Source organism: Paenibacillus sp. BR2-3, from assembly GCF_046529485.1.
Lineage (GTDB): Bacteria > Bacillota > Bacilli > Paenibacillales > Paenibacillaceae > Paenibacillus_AQ.
On record NZ_CP126311.1, the window covers coordinates 1,060,948 to 1,076,721 of the forward strand.

Genomic DNA, 15,774 nt, shown 5'->3' on the forward strand with positions numbered 1-15,774 from the left:
TTTTATTCTACAATGAACCCATAACCAATCAAACTTATCCAACCTAAGGAGGAATACAAGATGAATATTTTACTTTGCTGTGCTGCCGGAATGTCTACAAGCCTGTTGGTAACAAAGATGGAGAAGGCTGCTGCCGATCAGGGAATAGACTGCAAAATCTGGGCGGTTCCCGGAGATACGGTCCGAAACCATATCGACCAGGCTGACTGTCTGCTGCTCGGGCCGCAGGTACGCTATATGCTGCCGCAGATGAAGAAATTTGCCGCTGAGAAAGGCATCCAGGCGGAGGTCATCAATTCGGTTCACTATGGCATGTGCAACGGTGCAGAGGTATTGAAACATGCGCAAAAGTTGGCTTCCTCCAAAAATGCTAACAGAATAGGAGGGTAATGTATAATGAACAAATTTAACGACTTTTTGGAAAATAAGGTCATGGGCGTTGCCGGACGGGTTGCCTCCCAGCGCCACCTGCTGGCCTTGCGCGACGGTATGATTCTTACGATGCCGCTGGTCATCATCGGCTCGCTGTTTCTGATCTTGTCCAATCTGCCCATACCGGGTTATTCAGACTTCATGGCCGGAATTTTCGGGGATCAATGGGCAACTAAATTATCCTATCCCGTAGGGGTTACGTTCGATATTATGGCGCTGATCGCCACTTTTGGAATCGCTTACCGTCTGGCACAAAGCTATGAGCTGGATGCTCTGACAGCAGGTGCCATATCCGTATCGGCATTCCTGCTGGCGACTCCTTTCCAGGTGGGGTATACGCCGGAAGGACAAACCGAGGCTATTATGGTCGGAGGAGCTATACCAACTTCTCTTATGGGAAGCAGAGGCCTGTTCGTTGGAATGATCATCGCCATGCTGTCTACCGAAATATATCGTTGGGTCGTTAAGAAGAATTTTGTTATCCGACTGCCGGATGGCGTACCGCCTTCAGTCAGTAAATCGTTTATTGCCCTGATCCCCGGATTTTTTGTGCTTACATCCGTATGGGTTATCCGTCTGATCGTGGAGCAAACCAGCTTTGGCAGTCTGCACGAAGTGGTTGGTAAAGTCATCGGCGGACCGCTTGGCGTGCTCGGGGGCAGTCTTGGAGGCAGTATCGTTGCCGAACTCGTAATAGTGCTGCTGTGGGTAAGCGGCCTGCATGGCGCCAATATCGTCGGCGGGGTAATGGCCCCGATATGGTATGGTGCGATGGATGAGAACCGCATCGCGTTTCAGAACAACGAAGCGCTCCCGAATATCTTCACCCAGCAGTTTTTTGATAACTTTATTAATGTGGGCGGAAGCGGCGCAACCTTGGCGCTGGTCATCTGTATGATCCTGCGGGCGCGCAGCAAGCAAATGAAGCAGCTTGGGCGGCTGGCGGCCGGACCCTCTTTGTTTAACATTAATGAGCCGATTATTTTCGGCATGCCGGTCGTACTGAATCCGCTGCTTATTATACCGTTCATTCTTGCTCCGGTGTTGGCGGTTATCACCACTTATATCGGAATGTCGACAGGGCTTGTGGCAAAACCGGCCGGAATTGCGGTCCCTTGGACGATGCCTCCGCTCCTGTCGGGTTACCTGGCTACCGGAGGGAAGATCTCGGGCGCGTTTATGCAACTGTTCAATATAGGCATGACGTTCCTGATTTATTACCCCTTCTTTGGAATGTGGGATAAAATGAAGCGCAAAGAAGAGGATCAGGAATTCATGGATACTGAAGCAGGTACGGACCGTCCAACGAATGCAGTAAATTTATAAACATAAAAAGAAAGCATTAGAGAAGGAGATGGAGAATATGGGTACTGCAGATATCACATCCGCTGACAGCAGTTCTGAAGAGCTGAATGCCACAGAAATTGTATTTCAGATTATATTACATGCAGGAGATGCGCGAAGTTCATGTATGGAGGCCATTCGATATGCCAAAAACGGTCAGATGCCGGCGGCACGGGAGGCGCTCGAAAGCGCCAAAAAGGAGCTTGTTGCTTCCCACAAAATTCAAACCCGTCTGATCCGCAAAGAAGCATCGGGAGAAAAGATGGAGATGACCGTCATGATGGTTCATGCCCAGGATCATCTGATGAATGCCATTACCATTCGGGACATGGCTGAAGAGTTTATAGACCTGTACGAAAAAATTGGAAATTTAATCCTGGAGGTACGAAAAAATGAATAGCGTAAAAATCGTTACGATCGGCGGCGGTTCCAGTTATACGCCGGAACTGATTGAAGGCTTCATCAAACGCTATAACGAGCTTCCCGTCCGTGAGCTGTGGCTGGTAGATATTGAAGAGGGCAAGGAGAAGCTGGAGATCGTAGGGAGTCTGGCCCGCAGAATGGTAGAGAAGGCGGGAATTCCCATGAAGATTCATCTGACGCTCGACCGCCGGGAAGCCTTGAAAGGCGCCGATTTTGTTACAACCCAGCTGCGGGTAGGTCTGCTCGACGCCAGAATAAAGGATGAAAAGATTCCGCTCAAATATGGGGTGATTGGGCAGGAGACGAATGGACCGGGCGGATTGTTTAAGGGACTGCGAACCATTCCGGTCATTCTCGGAATATGCAAAGACATGGAGGAGCTGTGTCCGGACGCCTGGCTGGTGAATTTCGCCAATCCTGCGGGTATGGTGACGGAAGCGGTGCTGAGATACAGCAATATTAAAAAGGTAGTCGGGCTGTGCAACGTTCCGGTGGGCATGAAGATGAATATTGCCGAGCTTCTAGGTGTGGAAGGCTCGCGTGTTCATATTGATTTTGCCGGATTGAATCATATGGTATTCGGATTAAACGTTTATCTTGACGGGGGGAATGTTACCAGCCAAGTCATCGGAAAACTGACTGACGGCAGCGTATCCGGCGTTACCATGAAGAACATTAAGGATATGCAGTGGGAACCGGAGTTTCTGCAGGCGCTTGGAGTTCTCCCCTGTCCGTACCACCGGTATTATTACCAGACCCGGAAGATGTTCGAGCATGAGCTGGAAGCGTCCCGGAATGAGGGAACAAGAGCCGAAGTCGTCAAGAAACTGGAGGCGGAGCTGTTCGAGCTGTACAAGGACCCGCAGCTTGACATCAAGCCGCCGCAGCTGGAGCAGCGCGGAGGAGCTTATTACAGTGATGCCGCCTGCAATCTGATCAATTCCCTGTACAATGATAAAGGGGATATCCAGACGGTGAACGTGCGCAATAACGGGGCAATCGCGGGTATTCCGGACGATTCTGCCGTGGAGCTGAACTGCGTTATCACCAAAGACGGACCGAAGCCGTTAGCGGTCGGCGAACTGCCCGTACCGGTCAGAGGCCTGGTGCAGCAGATCAAATCGTTTGAACGGACGGCGGCCGAAGCGGCAGTAACCGGGGATTACAAGATAGCGCTCATGGCGATGGTCATCAATCCTCTCGTACCTTCCGACGGAATCGCCAAGCAAATTCTTGATGAAATGCTGGAAGCGCACCGTGAGCATCTACCGCTGTTCTTCCGCACGGAACCTGCTGCGGCTCTGGTTTAAGTTATACCATTCGTTTTATAACCTTCCATTACAAGGGCGTTACGCCTTTGCAGTGGAAGGTTTTTGCCGTCTCCCTGAGTACATAATAATCGAGCCTAATACGGTACTATATCAGATTTTTTTTGATAAATCGGCTCTGAGCCGTGGTTTTAGGATTAAATGCTTCAATGCGTTGCCGTTGACGAGCACTGTGCCCACAATGATAGTAGCCACGCCGAGGAGTGTAATCCAGGAGACTGCCTCATTATAGAACAGTACGCCTACGCCGACTGCAATGGGGGGAGAAACATAGAGCCAGGTGGCTGGAAAGACCGGATTGGTCTTGGCAACGAGCCAGTAGTACAGGCTGTGACCGACCATGGAGCCCATAACGATCAGATAGAGAAGGGAACCGGCTGCCTTGAACGAGAAAAGAAACTCAGGCTGCACGTTCTCGGTGAAAAATGACAGTATGAGCATCAGCGTACCGCCGTACATCATTTGTGCCGCATTTAATGCGATCGGAGAGACATCCGGGAAGGCAGCGATAACTTTTTTGGAATAGAGTGTTCCCGAAGCGTAGCCGCATTCGCCGATCAGGATGACAGCGCAGCCTATCAGCCATAACGACGATACATCCAGCGAAAGACTGGGCAGAACTAGTAAAAGTACACCAACAAAGCCGATCAGACAGCCGTAAAGCGAGAGCGCGGGTGCCTTTTGACGAAGAAAAGCGGTTTGCAGCACCAGAATCATTATAGGTCCGGTAGCCGACAGTACGGCTGCAAGTCCCGAGGATACATATTGTTCGGCCCAGTACAGGGTGGAGAAGGTTCCGAACGTCAGCGCAGCTCCGGTGATGAGCATTTCTTTGCGCAGCAGCAGAGAGAAGCTGGCCTTACCCTTCCAGACCATCCACAGAAACAGTATAAAACCGGCAAGAAAGAAACGTATTCCTGCTGAGAAGAAAGGGGGGAGACCGGCATCCACGCCGATTTTGATCGCCAGGAAGGTCGTAGCAAAGATAAGACAGACGAGACTATAAGCAATAAATATCATGTTCAGTTCTCCTTTAGCGGCTAAGTATTCGTTTAATCATATAGGGGAGGAGGCAGAACAGATTAAAGGCAGCAGAACAGATGGGAGCCGATTTCGTGTACAATAGAAACAAACGAATGTTCAGGAAGCCTGAAACGGCGTCATTATACATAAAAGGGGGACAGAATGGGATGAAAAAAATAGCGGAAGTCCAGCAGACGCATCCGTTATTCCGGCAGGTATATGAGTTCATGACCAACCGGATGGAGCGTGGAGAATGGAGTGCGCATGAAAAATTGCCTTCCATCCGGCTGCTGGCTGAAGAGCTCAAGGTGCACCGGCTGACGGTGTTCAAGGCGTATAAGCAGTTGAAGGAAGACGGCAAGGTATATGTGAAGGATAAGTCCGGTTATTATGTGTCCCCGGGCAGTTCGCTTTCGCTGGACTTTGAGGAGAATGCGGTGGTGCCCTCCTATCTGCTGTCGAACCCTCTCTCGGAGATTCAGCGCGTACCGGCCAAGTATCAGTTCTCGCAGGCGCTTATCGATCCCAATCTGCTGCCGAACCTCTATTTATCCGATTATGTTAAAAAAGTGTTCGACCTGTATCCAAAGGTTATGGGAACGTATTCCACGGTACAGGGGGATGAAGAACTACGGGAGACGCTGAGCAGGCATTTCCGGGAGCATCACCGGCTGCAGCTGTCGCCGGAGGAACTGTTGATTACTTCAGGGGCCCAGCAGGCGATTAATCTGATCGCCAAAATTCTGCTCGGACCTATGGACACGGTGCTGGTGGAACGGCCGACATACAGCGTTGCTATGGATATTTTTCGCCGGGAGGGGGCGAGGCTTGTCCCGGTTGACATCACTCCGGAGGGATATGATCTGGAGAAAGTGGAAGCTCTGATGGCGAAGCATAAGCCGCGTATGTTCTATATGAATCCGACCCATCACAACCCAACCGGATATACGGTCCCGGCGCGGCAGCGCAAATTGCTGGTGGAGCTGGCGGAGCGCTACCGCTGTCTACTGGTGGAGGATGATCCGTTCCGTGATATGTATTTTGGAGAGCCGCCGCCAACGCCCTTTTTCGCTTATGATACGGAGGGCTGGGTGATCTATATCAGCAGCTTCAGCAAGTATGTGGCTCCCGGTCTGCGGATTTGTGCCGTCGCCTGCCGATTCCCGTTCATGGAGCGGCTCATCACGGCCAAATCGCTGGCGGACAACGGCACACCGCTGATCAATCAGAAAATCTTTCTCCATTACTACACCTCGCCGCGGCTCCAGCAGCACCTTGGAAAGCTGCGGATTGCGCTTCAGGTACATAAGGAAATTATGGAGGAGGAGCTGGCTGCGGCAGGCTGGAAGTGGACAGCACCGCAGGGCGGGCTGAATTTGTGGGTGAAGCTGCCGGATCAGATCCCGGTCCCGGAATTGTTCCGATTATGCACGGAGCAGTCTATTGCCTTCGTTCCGGGCGAGATTTTTGATCCTCTAGGGGAGCTGAAGTCATGGATCAGGCTCAGCTATTCCTTTGCGAATGAAGGGCAGCTTCGGGAAGGGATGCAGCGCCTGACGGCTTTGGCGCGAACCTTGTGAGGGGTTACACCCACCCGAAAATACGGGCAAGCTGGGCCACGGCAAACGTAACGCCAATAGCGATACCGAGCGGAATGACAGCTGAGAGTACGGCCCACTTCAGGCTTTTGGTTTCCTTGTAAATATTAACAAGCGTGGTGCCGCACGGATAGTGGAGCAAGGAGAACAGCATCATATTCAGCGCAGTCAGCCAGGTCCAGCCGTGATTTAGAAAAACATCCTTTATGCCGCCAAGGCCGTCCATATCAACCATTGCACCAGAAGACATATAGCCCATGAGCAGAATCGGGAGCACGATTTCATTTGCAGGCAGTCCGAGGATAAAGGCCATAATAATATATCCGTCCATGCCGAGCAGATTAGCGAAAGGATCGAAGAAAGCAGCCATAAGGTTCAGAATACTTTCCCCGCCGACAAAAATATTGCCCAGCAGCCAAGTGATAATTCCCGCCGGAGCAGCAATGACGATGGCCCGGGTCAGTACGTTGAGGGATTTTTCCTTGGAAGACCGGAGAATGGTTTTCCAGATTTGCGGGCGGCGGTACGGCGGGAGCTCCAGTGTATAATGCGTGGGAACACCGCGCAGCGCAGTTTTGGACATCACCCAGGATACAGTCAATGTGACTACAATGCCAATCAGCACCAAACCCATCAGCACCAAGGCTGTTGTTAGCGTTCTGAGTGCTCCTGTAGCGGCAGCTCCTGCCATGAATAAGGAGGACAAAAGAATCAGAGTCGGCCAGCGGCCGTTGCAGGGCACAAAATTATTGGTCAGAATAGCCAGCATGCGCTCACGGGGAGATTCGATAATCCGTGTAGAGAGGATAGCGGCGGCATTGCAGCCGAAGCCCATCGACATGGTCAGCGCCTGCTTGCCGTGACCTCCCGATTTCTTGAATAAGCGGTCCATGTTAAAAGCGACACGGGGCAGGTAGCCGAAATTCTCCAGCAGCGCGAAAACGGGAAAAAAAATCATCATCGGCGGCAGCATGACGCTGATAACCCACGAAGTTCCCCGGTACAGTCCGAGAACAAGTACGCCATGCAGCCAATCCGGTGCATGCACCGCCTGAAATCCGGCGGTCAGATAGCCTTCTATGAAGCCAAAAAAGGAAGCAAGCCAACCCGAAGGGTAATTGGCTCCGGCAATGGTAATCCAGAACACGATGCCGAGAATTCCCAGCATAATGGGGAACCCCCATATTTTGGAGGTGACAATATTATCGAGCTTGTAGGTGCTGTGCAGCTTTTTCTTATCGCGGTAGGTTACGGCATCGCCGCAAATGCCTGCGGATACACCGTAAATTCCGCTGACAATCTCATCACGAATCGCGCCTCCGTCAGCGAGCTTTTTGGCTGCCGACAGCAGGGAATCAAGAGCATCAGGCCCATTAGTGGCATGCGGTGATTCCATGACCCATAACCTCCTTTGTCCCGGGAATAGCTTTGCCGTTAAAGTTGCTTTTGAGTGAAGCAAGCAGACTGTTGTCACCGTCCAGCAGACGCAGTGCAATCCAGCGTGCCGGATATTTGGACCCGAACAATTGCTCTACCATCGGTGTCAGCTGGGCAATACTCCGTTCAATCTCATCGTTGTAGGTGATCACCAGCGGCCCCGCCGTGAAGGCACCGGTAGCGACACGCTCCACCTGATCCAATAACGCGTCAATGCCTATTTTATTACGGGCCGATATCGCTACGACAGGGACGCCGAGCCGTTTCGAGATCGCCTTCAGGTTAATATCAATACCGAGTCTGTGGGCCTCATCAATCAGGTTGATGCAGACAACCGCCCGTCCGGTGATTTCCAGCACCTGCAGCGCAAGGTTGAGATTGCGCTCCAGCGAAGTAGCGTCAAGAACGACGAGTGTCACATCAGGCTGCTCAAAAATAATATAATCTCTGGCGGCTTCTTCATCGGCGGAATTGGAATACAGCGAGTACGTTCCAGGAAGATCGACTGCCCGGTAGACATGGCTGTGATGGGTGAACTCACCCTCGGCGGTAATGACCGTCTTGCCCGCCCAGTTGCCCGTATGCTGACGCATTCCGGTCAGCAGGTTAAATAGAGTACTCTTGCCCGTATTGGGATTGCCCGCAAAGGCGACAGTATAATGGCTCATGCTTCTCCACCTCCAATTATTTCTCCGTAAATCAGTGAACTTTCTTCTCTGCGCAGGGCTATGGTTGTGTTGCTGATTCGAAAGGCGGTAGGGTCCCCAAGCGGGCTGCTCCGGAGCACCTCCACGTCATTTCCGACCACAAATCCGAGGTCCAGCAATCTTCTTCTCAGCACACCCTGCACCTCGATGCCGCTGATACGCAGCAGGCTTCCGTTTTTGGCTTCAGACAAAGGTATACTAGCTCCAGCCATTAGATCTCCCTCTTTCATTTATGTTCGGCGTTATATCCGGTATTTCGAATGTAATGTAATTTTGTAGTGTGCCACAATATTAGTATACGTAAATAACTTTGTCCTTGCAACAAAAATGTTTCCCTGAGGCAAAAAAATATAAACACTCCTGCCGAAAAAACAGACGTTCTGGGTCTGCCACCAGGCACCCACCTTAAGAGTGGAGCGTCATGCATTCTTAGGATCACTTCCATCCGGAAGAGTGCTTCATGTTGCCGCGAACCAGAATGGACAGACCGAGCAGCAGCGGGATGGCAATCTGGAAGAGGGTATCTATCTTAAGGCTAGGTCCCAGACCAAAGGTAATATGCTGCGTGTAATCCCTCGCCAGAAAGGAAGAAGCATAGATCACTGCCCCTACGGGAAAAACGCACCATTTCGCTGATTTCCGGGTCAGGCCTGTAGCTCCTTTTACAGCGCAATAATAGAATATCATCATCTTGATCTGCAGCCCGATGAAAAGCTGAATCGTGACCAGGATGTCAAGCCGTTCAACAAATTTCAAACTGGATAAGGTCCGAACTGTTTTTAGAAAGGGAAGCTGGCTTATTCCGGCTATAGTCGGCCCGAGTACAGCCACATTCAACGCGTTCATGAAAATTAGAAAGAGGCTGATGGTTATGTAGGCCGAGAGCGTATTCCTGACAGGAACCCCGGGCTTATTCCATAAAGACCACAGCATCAGAAATACAATCATTTGGCCGAACGGAAAAGAAACAATATCCGGCAGAGCAGCCTTAATAATCGGCCCCAGGCCGTTCTCGAATATAGGCAAAAGGCGGTTGAAATCTATGGAGCCCATGATTCCAAGCAGCAGAACAAGCAGGCCGTAAAAGAAAAGAACGAGCGGCAGCAATACCTCGGGCAGCCGAAAGACGACCTCGGTACCCTTCCATATGGCGTAAAGCGCGGTCAATACAAAAATCAGCATTGTGATTGACATCGGGGTTAGCGGTAAAAGTGTCATTGCCGTCAGTTCGCCCAAATCGCGTACATTACGCATGGATTCGTAAGCGAAATAAAGGCAATAGATGCCGCCGATGATGGAACCGGCAAAACGTCCGAAATGGAATTTTAACATACCGATCAGGTCCAGCTTGGGGGAGCTAAGTTGAATCCACAACAGCAGGAGAAGAAGCAAAAATCCCGCCGCCGCTCCAGTGCCCATCGCCAGCCAGGAATCCTGTTTGGCCTTGCTGCCTAGAAGAAACAGCGGCGTACTGCCAATCTCGAACAGCATGATCATAAATATAATTTGCAGGGAAGACACTTGTTCCTTTTTTTGCATGAACTGAATTAACCCCCTAACCATTGGATAATCGCTTTACCGGCGGGTTGAAAGAAGGCAATATACAGAGAAGAGACGCTAAGGTTGGGTATCCCTGTAATTCCGGATATATGCTTATAAGCACACCATGTAAGAATACAACCGTACCAAAAACAGTGCCGCTTACATTCCTTACCCCCCAGCTGTTTGCATCCCCAATAGAAAGCAATGGCATAGAGAACAAGAATTATAACTATTCTCATAGAGATGCACCTCAATCCTGCTCTACGGACTTAAAGGATTTGCTGCTTAAGCCCACCCGGTCAATTTCCATAGTAACGTGGGGGCGGATTTCAATCTTCTGGAATACGGTATCCCAGCTTTTATCCTTTTCAATTTGCTTCCACCGCTTACGGTCACTGCGATGAATCTCCACTGCAAAGCCCGTGACGTCGGCATTCAGCTTCATAACCGCCCGCCAGGAGTTTTCTACTAACTCCAGCACGTTCTGCTCGACAGATTCTTCCATTTGCGAAATAGCTGCCCTGTCATTCAGATCCATAACGCTTCCGAGCTCCGTTATCACACCGGTGCCTTTTATGTTTACATCCATGATGTAATGGTCTTTTGCCCATACAGGATGAATAGTAGTCGTTGATTTCTGGAGAGTAAACGAGGCGTCAGTCTTCTCGCTTACTTTCGGCTGCGAGGCGAAGGGAATATTAGCAATCTTGATCTCATTGGTCAAAAAAGATAAACCCAATGCTTCCTTTTGGGACAGCCAGCCTACCATATGCTCTCCCTTCAGAACGCCAAGCTTTCCTAGAGCCAGCCGGGAAGGCAGATCCGTGCGGCTGGTTTCGGTCGTCTCATTCATAACCTCACCGCCTGTAAGCAGGATTTCCGGAATAATCGCACTTTTGGATTCAGAGGATAAGGCCATAGCTAACTCAAACAGCCGGACACCTGGATAAAAGGAGACCAATCTGGACTCCTGCTCGATCATCAGTTGGACTCCTGCCCCCTGATTCTTGGTCAACTGCATCAACTGATCCAGAATGTCGCCCGCTTTGCCTTTAGCAATAAATACATAGACGGTTTCTCTGGCATCCTGCTCCCGCAGAAATAGATCAATTAATTGGTTGATGCCACCCTTGCGTGCCAAGCTTTCTCCGATGACTGTAATCCGCGAGTGGGAGAAGAATATTTCACGGGTGCTTGTCAGATGGGTTCTTTCGATGGTCTCCATAATCGTTCTTCCCTTTACCGTAAAGGTCAGGAAAGGAGGAGAAATCGAGCTGCCGCCCCCGCCGCCTCCCATGCTAGTGGAGCCGGATAAAGGGTTGACCACCTGATAGGTGACCTTCCATTGATTGTCCTCCCAATCATAGGCTGAACCAGACGCAATCCCCACCTCACTCAGCTCCCGGTCATCCCAGCAGCTGGTTAATAGAGCGGATAACAGAGGGAGACACAGCAAATAGCAAATAACCTTTTTTCTTGAATGCTTCCGTTCATTCATGTTTCCCACCCCTTTCTCTTGGACTTAAGCTGCCGAAATCGCTCCCACAATATAATCGCCAGCGGAAGGAGTGCGTTGAACAGAATAAAGACCAAAAAACGGCCTTCTTTGTTGTAGGTATTCAATTTCGCAGAGTTCTGCCAGGTAAACAGGCACTCCATAGCGATCACCAGGCCGAGCGCCCCAATAAACGGTCTGCTGCTCTTCACACGGAAGGTCTGCTTGAAGCACTCTACGGTAACAAATAAAAAAATCGAAAGCTTAAGGTAGATAGACAGCACCCAATAGGAGATGAACAGAATATCCATGCGCTCGACAAATCTTCCGATGTGAAGAATGCCGACGGCTGAAAATCCCGGATAAGCGCTAAGCTTGATATAATCCGGCCCAAAAACCAACAGGGATATAATCAAAGAAAACATCATCAGCAGACAAACGGACAGAAGACCCAGCCAGCCGATAAAGCGGGCTTTCTGCGGGAACTTTAAATAAGGGGCGAGAAACAGGAGAACGGCTACCTCGGACATCCATGTGACAGGCGTCAGACTCGCAAGCGTCAACGACGCAAAGGAATGGTCGAAAAGAGGAAGTAGACGATGCACATTCATGTATCCTGATAACCCAAACAGATTAAGGGGCAAAAAGAACAGGTAAAGCAGTATTACGATGCTGTTCACTCTGGCAATGGACTCTATTCCCTGACTCACCATATAAATCGTAATAAACAGGATAAGGATGGTCAGTACAGCGATAGGAGTATTCAAGAGTACATTATCTTTGATGAAATTAACGAATTCGCGCAAAATCGTTGATGAGGCATCCAAATAGAACTGCAGCAGCAGCAAGCCGAGGACGGTAGCCAGCAGGGGCGAGCTTCTCCCGCCAACCCAATCCAGGAACGGGGTGCCATTATTATATCTGATTACTGTTCCAACAAGCGCAGCAATTCCAAGCCCGATCAGGGTGGATAAAATAATCACGAGCGGCGCGTCCTGTTCTGCATAATTGCCGATAATCACGGGTAGAACGACGGAAGCCGTTGGTAAAATAGTATTCACTATCAGCATGACAGCCTGAGTAGTGCTGATTTTTACGTTCAAGATGGATCATCTCCCTGCGGCTTTTGTTTACCTTCGGCTGGTTTCGGTTTCTGATGCGAAGCTTGTCTCCGTGTTTCTTTGCCCAAATTGGTCTTCGGACGGGTTTTCATATCCCATAGAGGTACGCGAATGAATATATCCTTGAGATAAGCCGGAGTCATAGGGGCCACCGGAGACAGGTACGGAACTCCGAACGAACGCAGTCCTGCCATATGGATGAGCAGCACAATCAGAAAGGACATAATTCCGAATAAACCCAAGATGGCAGCAACCAGCATCATGACAAAGCGGATGAGGCGAATCGAATTGGCGATAGCCAGTGACGGAATGACAAAGTTGCAAATGGCGGTGAAGGAGACAACGATAACCATTGCGGCCGATACGATTCCGGCCTGAACGGCGGATTGTCCCAGCACAAGTGCCCCGACAATGGAAATCGCCGGACCGATGGTGCGGGGCATGCGTACTCCGGCCTCCCGGAGAACATCGAAGGTCAGTTCCATCAGCAGCGCTTCCACCAGTACGGGGAAAGGTACGCCTTCGCGCTGGGCGGCCAGGCTGATGAGGAGTGTTGTCGGCAGCATTTCCTGGTGAAACGTAGTTGTGGCAATATATAGAGCAGGAAGAAGCATGGACACAAAGAAAGCCGAGTAGCGGATCAAACGTAAGAAGGAAGAAATATCATAACGCTGATAGTAGTCTTCACTGGATTGGAAGAAGTTGAAAAAGGTAGAGGGTGCCATTAAGCCAAAGGGCGTTCCGTCAATAAGGATACCGATTTGTCCTTCCAGAATGCCTCCGGCCATTGCATCAGGGCGCTCCGTGTTCTGTATGGTGGGGAAGGGTGTCAGACTGGAGTCCTGAATGAACTCCTCAATGTAGTTACTCTCCAGAATACTATCCGTATTAATGGAATCCAGCCGGCGGCGGATTTCGGCCAGCACCTGCTCGTTCGCAATACCGTCCAGATAAACGAGGGCAACGCCAGTTTGGGTGCGCTGTCCTATTTTATATTCCTCGATCCGCAAATCGGAGGTTTTGAGTCTTCGGCGCAGCATGGAGGTGCCTGTCCGCAGGCTCTCGGTGAAGCCTTCCTTGGGGCCGCGAATTACACCCTGGGAAGTGGGTTCGTTGATGCTTCTTTTTTCCCAGCCGGAGGTATCCGCAGCGAGTGCCTCCCTATTCCCATCGAGAAGAATGAGCGTGTAGCCCTCAAAAAGCAGTCCCAACATATTTTCGATCGTTTTACACTCGTTAACTCCACCTACTGGCAGCATTTGATCTTTAATTAGGGAAAAGGCTTCTCCCACGGAGATCGAATCAGATTTCAGGGTGATGTGTTCCATCAGCGGCTGTAACACGGCCCGGTTTACCGTCTCGGAGTTGACTAAGCCGTCAATAAATACAAAAGCCAAAGAGAGAGAGCTTAAGGACTGGTTAGTGAACTCTCTGAAAACAACATCCGAGCTTTTACCGACACGGTTACTGATCTCCTGCAAATTATTTTTCAGCGACAGATCCAGCGGCTGAGGGGCAGGTACAGATGTGACGGGATCTTCGAGACGGGTCTTCTTGTGGTTTGACTTTTGTTTATTGTGCACGCTTAATCCTCCTTTCTGATATCTATAGTTGATTTAGTATCCCCTGGTCTTGAATCCTTATTCTTCCTGTTTAACGTAAATAAAGGGTACTCCCTGTCCGAATCAGACTTGGAGTACCCTTATGAGTTATGTATTCATTTGTGTTTTTCTATCATTCTTGCATTTTGCGGGTGCCATTGAAGATGAGCCGCAGAATGGTCCCTTTTTCTGGCCGAGATTGTAGTTCCACCTTATGTACGAGTCTAGCGCAAATCTCATGAACCAGATGCAATCCCATTCCGGTTGATTCATGGTATTGGCGTCCGCGTTCACCGGTGAAATAAGGATTAAATACCCGTTTAAGATCCTCGGGTGAAATACCGAGTCCCTGATCAGCGATTTGGAGAATGCTATCCGTTCCTTGTCGGTATACAGTGATCGTAACCGATTTATCGGTTCCTGGCGTATAATTCACAGCATTGGTTAAGATTTGGAAGTTTCTCCATTCTTAAGACTTAGGGAAGAGGCCATCTTATTCCATTTTAGCTCCAAACTCAGCGGCTCACTAACAAAGGAAAGCGGAACATAGGTGGTTCCGTTATTGCTAAAGGCAAGCTCAGTTAATGAAACGGGCTTGTCGTTGATATAAGCGGCAGCTTGGCCCAAATATAAGGTGAGCTTGACGTCCTTTTTTACAATATCCATCCGTTTCTCGGTCGCGTTCCAGGTCGTTGTTATACCCGCATAGCCGCTCAGGAAACGGAAGGGGATGAAGGAATGGTTATCCTTGTCTACAAACACAGCATTTTTGACCGTTGGAGTCGCTGCTATAGCTGAAAAAAAGGTGGTTGCACACGTGACTAAGATTGGCTTAATTCGGCATGGAAGCACCTTCTGGAATCAGGAAGGCCGGGCCCAAGGACATACAGATAATTCATTGGACGAAGAAGGCAGGCAACAAGCGGCTGCGATTGCAGAACGTCTAAGCGGTGAACAGTGGGACTACATTTATTCCAGTGATCTGCTTAGAGCGAGACAAACGGCAGAGATCATTGCGGAAAGATTGGGCATTGAAATTGCGGGACTTGTACCAGGTATCCGTGAGATGAATGGTGGTTTAATAGAGGGAACAACAGAGGCAGATCGGATTGAACGCTGGGGCACCTCCTGGAAAAGCCTTGATCTGGGGCTGGAAAGCCCCGAAGCAGCCAGAATCAGAGGCAGTCAGGCCATTATGGACATTGCCGCCAAACACCCGGGAAAAAATATATTGATTGTAAGCCATGGAGCGATTCTACGCCACAGCCTGAGAGAGTTGGTACCGGACCTCAGCGTGGATGAAGTGCTGAAAAATACTTCGATCACTCGGATTGCTCAACTTGAGGATACCTGGAGCTGTGAGCTGTATAACTGCGTGGAGCATTTGAAGATTTGAGATGATAGACCTCACTCACTATGGTGAAATTGCTGTAACTTATTGGGAAAATGATGGGGGTTTACATGAAGACTACTCATAATAGGATTGTTATTTCACTTGCGTTAGTAGTTATTGTCGTAATTGTACTCATTCTAACGATAGGTAACTTTGGAGATTCTCTTGTAAATACTAGTAACCAGATGAACTAATCGTTCTTTTAAATTAAAAGGGGCTGTCCCAAAAGGTAGGTTTTTCTACGAAGGAAATAGGCTATTCCGGTTATTTTACTTTAGCAGGAAAAACTCCATCTAATTCATAAAAAAAACCGTTTTTTTGAGGATTAGA

The 15,774-nt window shown here is 49.7% G+C and carries 16 protein-coding genes; 6 read left to right on the plus strand and 10 right to left on the minus strand.

Going from position 1 to position 15,774, the window contains the following annotated elements:
• Positions 1–60: 60 nt before the first annotated feature.
• From PaeBR_RS05025 to PaeBR_RS05040, 4 genes are read left to right on the plus strand one after another with little or no spacing between them, the layout of a single operon-like run.
• On the plus strand, positions 61–390 hold the full coding sequence (locus PaeBR_RS05025) for a PTS sugar transporter subunit IIB (protein ID WP_410513792.1): 330 nt from the start codon (positions 61–63) through the stop codon (positions 388–390).
• 6 nt (positions 391–396) lie between these two features.
• On the plus strand, positions 397–1,758 hold the full coding sequence (celB, locus tag PaeBR_RS05030) for a PTS cellobiose transporter subunit IIC (RefSeq protein ID WP_410513793.1): 1,362 nt from the start codon (positions 397–399) through the stop codon (positions 1,756–1,758).
• 37 nt (positions 1,759–1,795) lie between these two features.
• Positions 1,796–2,176, plus strand: a complete 381-nt coding sequence (locus PaeBR_RS05035; RefSeq protein WP_410513794.1) for a PTS lactose/cellobiose transporter subunit IIA — start codon at positions 1,796–1,798, stop codon at positions 2,174–2,176.
• Complete coding sequence (locus PaeBR_RS05040) at positions 2,169–3,509, plus strand: 6-phospho-beta-glucosidase (protein ID WP_410513795.1); 1,341 nt, start codon at positions 2,169–2,171, stop codon at positions 3,507–3,509. Before PaeBR_RS05035 ends, PaeBR_RS05040 begins: the two co-directional genes overlap by 8 nt.
• A 111-nt stretch (positions 3,510–3,620) precedes the next feature.
• Here PaeBR_RS05040 and PaeBR_RS05045 read toward each other — a convergent pair whose 3' ends face one another.
• On the minus strand, positions 3,621–4,547 hold the full coding sequence (locus PaeBR_RS05045; RefSeq protein ID WP_410513796.1) for a DMT family transporter: 927 nt from the start codon (positions 4,545–4,547) through the stop codon (positions 3,621–3,623).
• A 170-nt stretch (positions 4,548–4,717) separates the two neighbouring features.
• Between PaeBR_RS05045 and PaeBR_RS05050 the strand changes: the two genes are divergently transcribed.
• Positions 4,718–6,130, plus strand: coding sequence for a PLP-dependent aminotransferase family protein (locus PaeBR_RS05050; protein WP_410513797.1), 1,413 nt, complete (start codon positions 4,718–4,720; stop codon positions 6,128–6,130).
• A gap of 4 nt (positions 6,131–6,134) precedes the next feature.
• Here the strand turns inward: PaeBR_RS05050 and PaeBR_RS05055 are convergent, their stop codons facing one another.
• The 9 genes from PaeBR_RS05055 to PaeBR_RS05095 all read right to left on the minus strand — a co-directional run bounded on the left by PaeBR_RS05055 (position 6,135) and on the right by PaeBR_RS05095 (position 14,813).
• The gene (locus PaeBR_RS05055) at positions 6,135–7,544 is read right to left on the minus strand and encodes a nucleoside recognition domain-containing protein (RefSeq protein WP_410513798.1); all 1,410 of its coding nucleotides are present in this window, start codon (positions 7,542–7,544) and stop codon (positions 6,135–6,137) included.
• The gene (locus PaeBR_RS05060; protein WP_410513799.1) at positions 7,522–8,253 is read right to left on the minus strand and encodes a FeoB small GTPase domain-containing protein; all 732 of its coding nucleotides are present in this window, start codon (positions 8,251–8,253) and stop codon (positions 7,522–7,524) included. Before PaeBR_RS05060 ends, PaeBR_RS05055 begins: the two co-directional genes overlap by 23 nt.
• Positions 8,250–8,504: a ferrous iron transport protein A gene (locus tag PaeBR_RS05065; protein ID WP_410513800.1), complete on the minus strand. Its 255-nt coding sequence runs from the start codon at positions 8,502–8,504 to the stop codon at positions 8,250–8,252. Before PaeBR_RS05065 ends, PaeBR_RS05060 begins: the two co-directional genes overlap by 4 nt.
• Before the next feature lie 223 nt (positions 8,505–8,727).
• On the minus strand, positions 8,728–9,831 hold the full coding sequence (locus PaeBR_RS05070) for a GerAB/ArcD/ProY family transporter (RefSeq protein WP_410513801.1): 1,104 nt from the start codon (positions 9,829–9,831) through the stop codon (positions 8,728–8,730).
• 253 nt (positions 9,832–10,084) lie between these two features.
• Positions 10,085–11,332 (minus strand): Ger(x)C family spore germination protein, encoded by a 1,248-nt coding sequence (locus tag PaeBR_RS05075; RefSeq protein WP_410513802.1) that lies wholly within the window; start codon positions 11,330–11,332, stop codon positions 10,085–10,087.
• On the minus strand, positions 11,329–12,432 hold the full coding sequence (locus PaeBR_RS05080; RefSeq protein WP_410513803.1) for a GerAB/ArcD/ProY family transporter: 1,104 nt from the start codon (positions 12,430–12,432) through the stop codon (positions 11,329–11,331). The genes PaeBR_RS05075 and PaeBR_RS05080 overlap by 4 nt, the downstream gene beginning before the upstream one ends.
• Positions 12,429–14,033 carry a spore germination protein gene (locus PaeBR_RS05085; protein ID WP_410513804.1) on the minus strand — a complete coding sequence of 535 codons (1,605 nt, stop codon included), beginning with the start codon at positions 14,031–14,033 and terminating at the stop codon, positions 12,429–12,431. The genes PaeBR_RS05080 and PaeBR_RS05085 overlap by 4 nt, the downstream gene beginning before the upstream one ends.
• Positions 14,034–14,184: 151 nt before the next feature.
• Entirely contained in the window at positions 14,185–14,487 is a 303-nt protein-coding gene (locus PaeBR_RS05090) for an ATP-binding protein (RefSeq protein ID WP_410513805.1), read from the minus strand.
• An 8-nt stretch (positions 14,488–14,495) separates the two neighbouring features.
• Positions 14,496–14,813: a copper amine oxidase N-terminal domain-containing protein gene (locus PaeBR_RS05095; RefSeq protein WP_410513806.1), complete on the minus strand. Its 318-nt coding sequence runs from the start codon at positions 14,811–14,813 to the stop codon at positions 14,496–14,498.
• A 55-nt stretch (positions 14,814–14,868) separates the two neighbouring features.
• Here PaeBR_RS05095 and PaeBR_RS05100 point away from each other — a divergent pair, with 55 nt between their 5' ends.
• Entirely contained in the window at positions 14,869–15,447 is a 579-nt protein-coding gene (locus PaeBR_RS05100; RefSeq protein ID WP_410513807.1) for a histidine phosphatase family protein, read from the plus strand.
• Positions 15,448–15,774 lie beyond the last annotated feature (327 nt).

Coding starts and splice junctions, on each gene's coding strand:
- celB (WP_410513793.1), top strand. CDS start 397: ATGAACAAATTTAACGACTTTTTGGAAAATAAGGTCATGGGCGTTGCC.
- PaeBR_RS05045 (WP_410513796.1), bottom strand. CDS start 4,547: ATGATATTTATTGCTTATAGTCTCGTCTGTCTTATCTTTGCTACGACC.
- PaeBR_RS05035 (WP_410513794.1), top strand. CDS start 1,796: ATGGGTACTGCAGATATCACATCCGCTGACAGCAGTTCTGAAGAGCTG.
- PaeBR_RS05055 (WP_410513798.1), bottom strand. CDS start 7,544: ATGGAATCACCGCATGCCACTAATGGGCCTGATGCTCTTGATTCCCTG.
- PaeBR_RS05050 (WP_410513797.1), top strand. CDS start 4,718: ATGAAAAAAATAGCGGAAGTCCAGCAGACGCATCCGTTATTCCGGCAG.
- PaeBR_RS05070 (WP_410513801.1), bottom strand. CDS start 9,831: ATGCAAAAAAAGGAACAAGTGTCTTCCCTGCAAATTATATTTATGATC.
- PaeBR_RS05025 (WP_410513792.1), top strand. CDS start 61: ATGAATATTTTACTTTGCTGTGCTGCCGGAATGTCTACAAGCCTGTTG.
- PaeBR_RS05060 (WP_410513799.1), bottom strand. CDS start 8,253: ATGAGCCATTATACTGTCGCCTTTGCGGGCAATCCCAATACGGGCAAG.
- PaeBR_RS05040 (WP_410513795.1), top strand. CDS start 2,169: ATGAATAGCGTAAAAATCGTTACGATCGGCGGCGGTTCCAGTTATACG.
- PaeBR_RS05065 (WP_410513800.1), bottom strand. CDS start 8,504: ATGGCTGGAGCTAGTATACCTTTGTCTGAAGCCAAAAACGGAAGCCTG.
- PaeBR_RS05075 (WP_410513802.1), bottom strand. CDS start 11,332: ATGAATGAACGGAAGCATTCAAGAAAAAAGGTTATTTGCTATTTGCTG.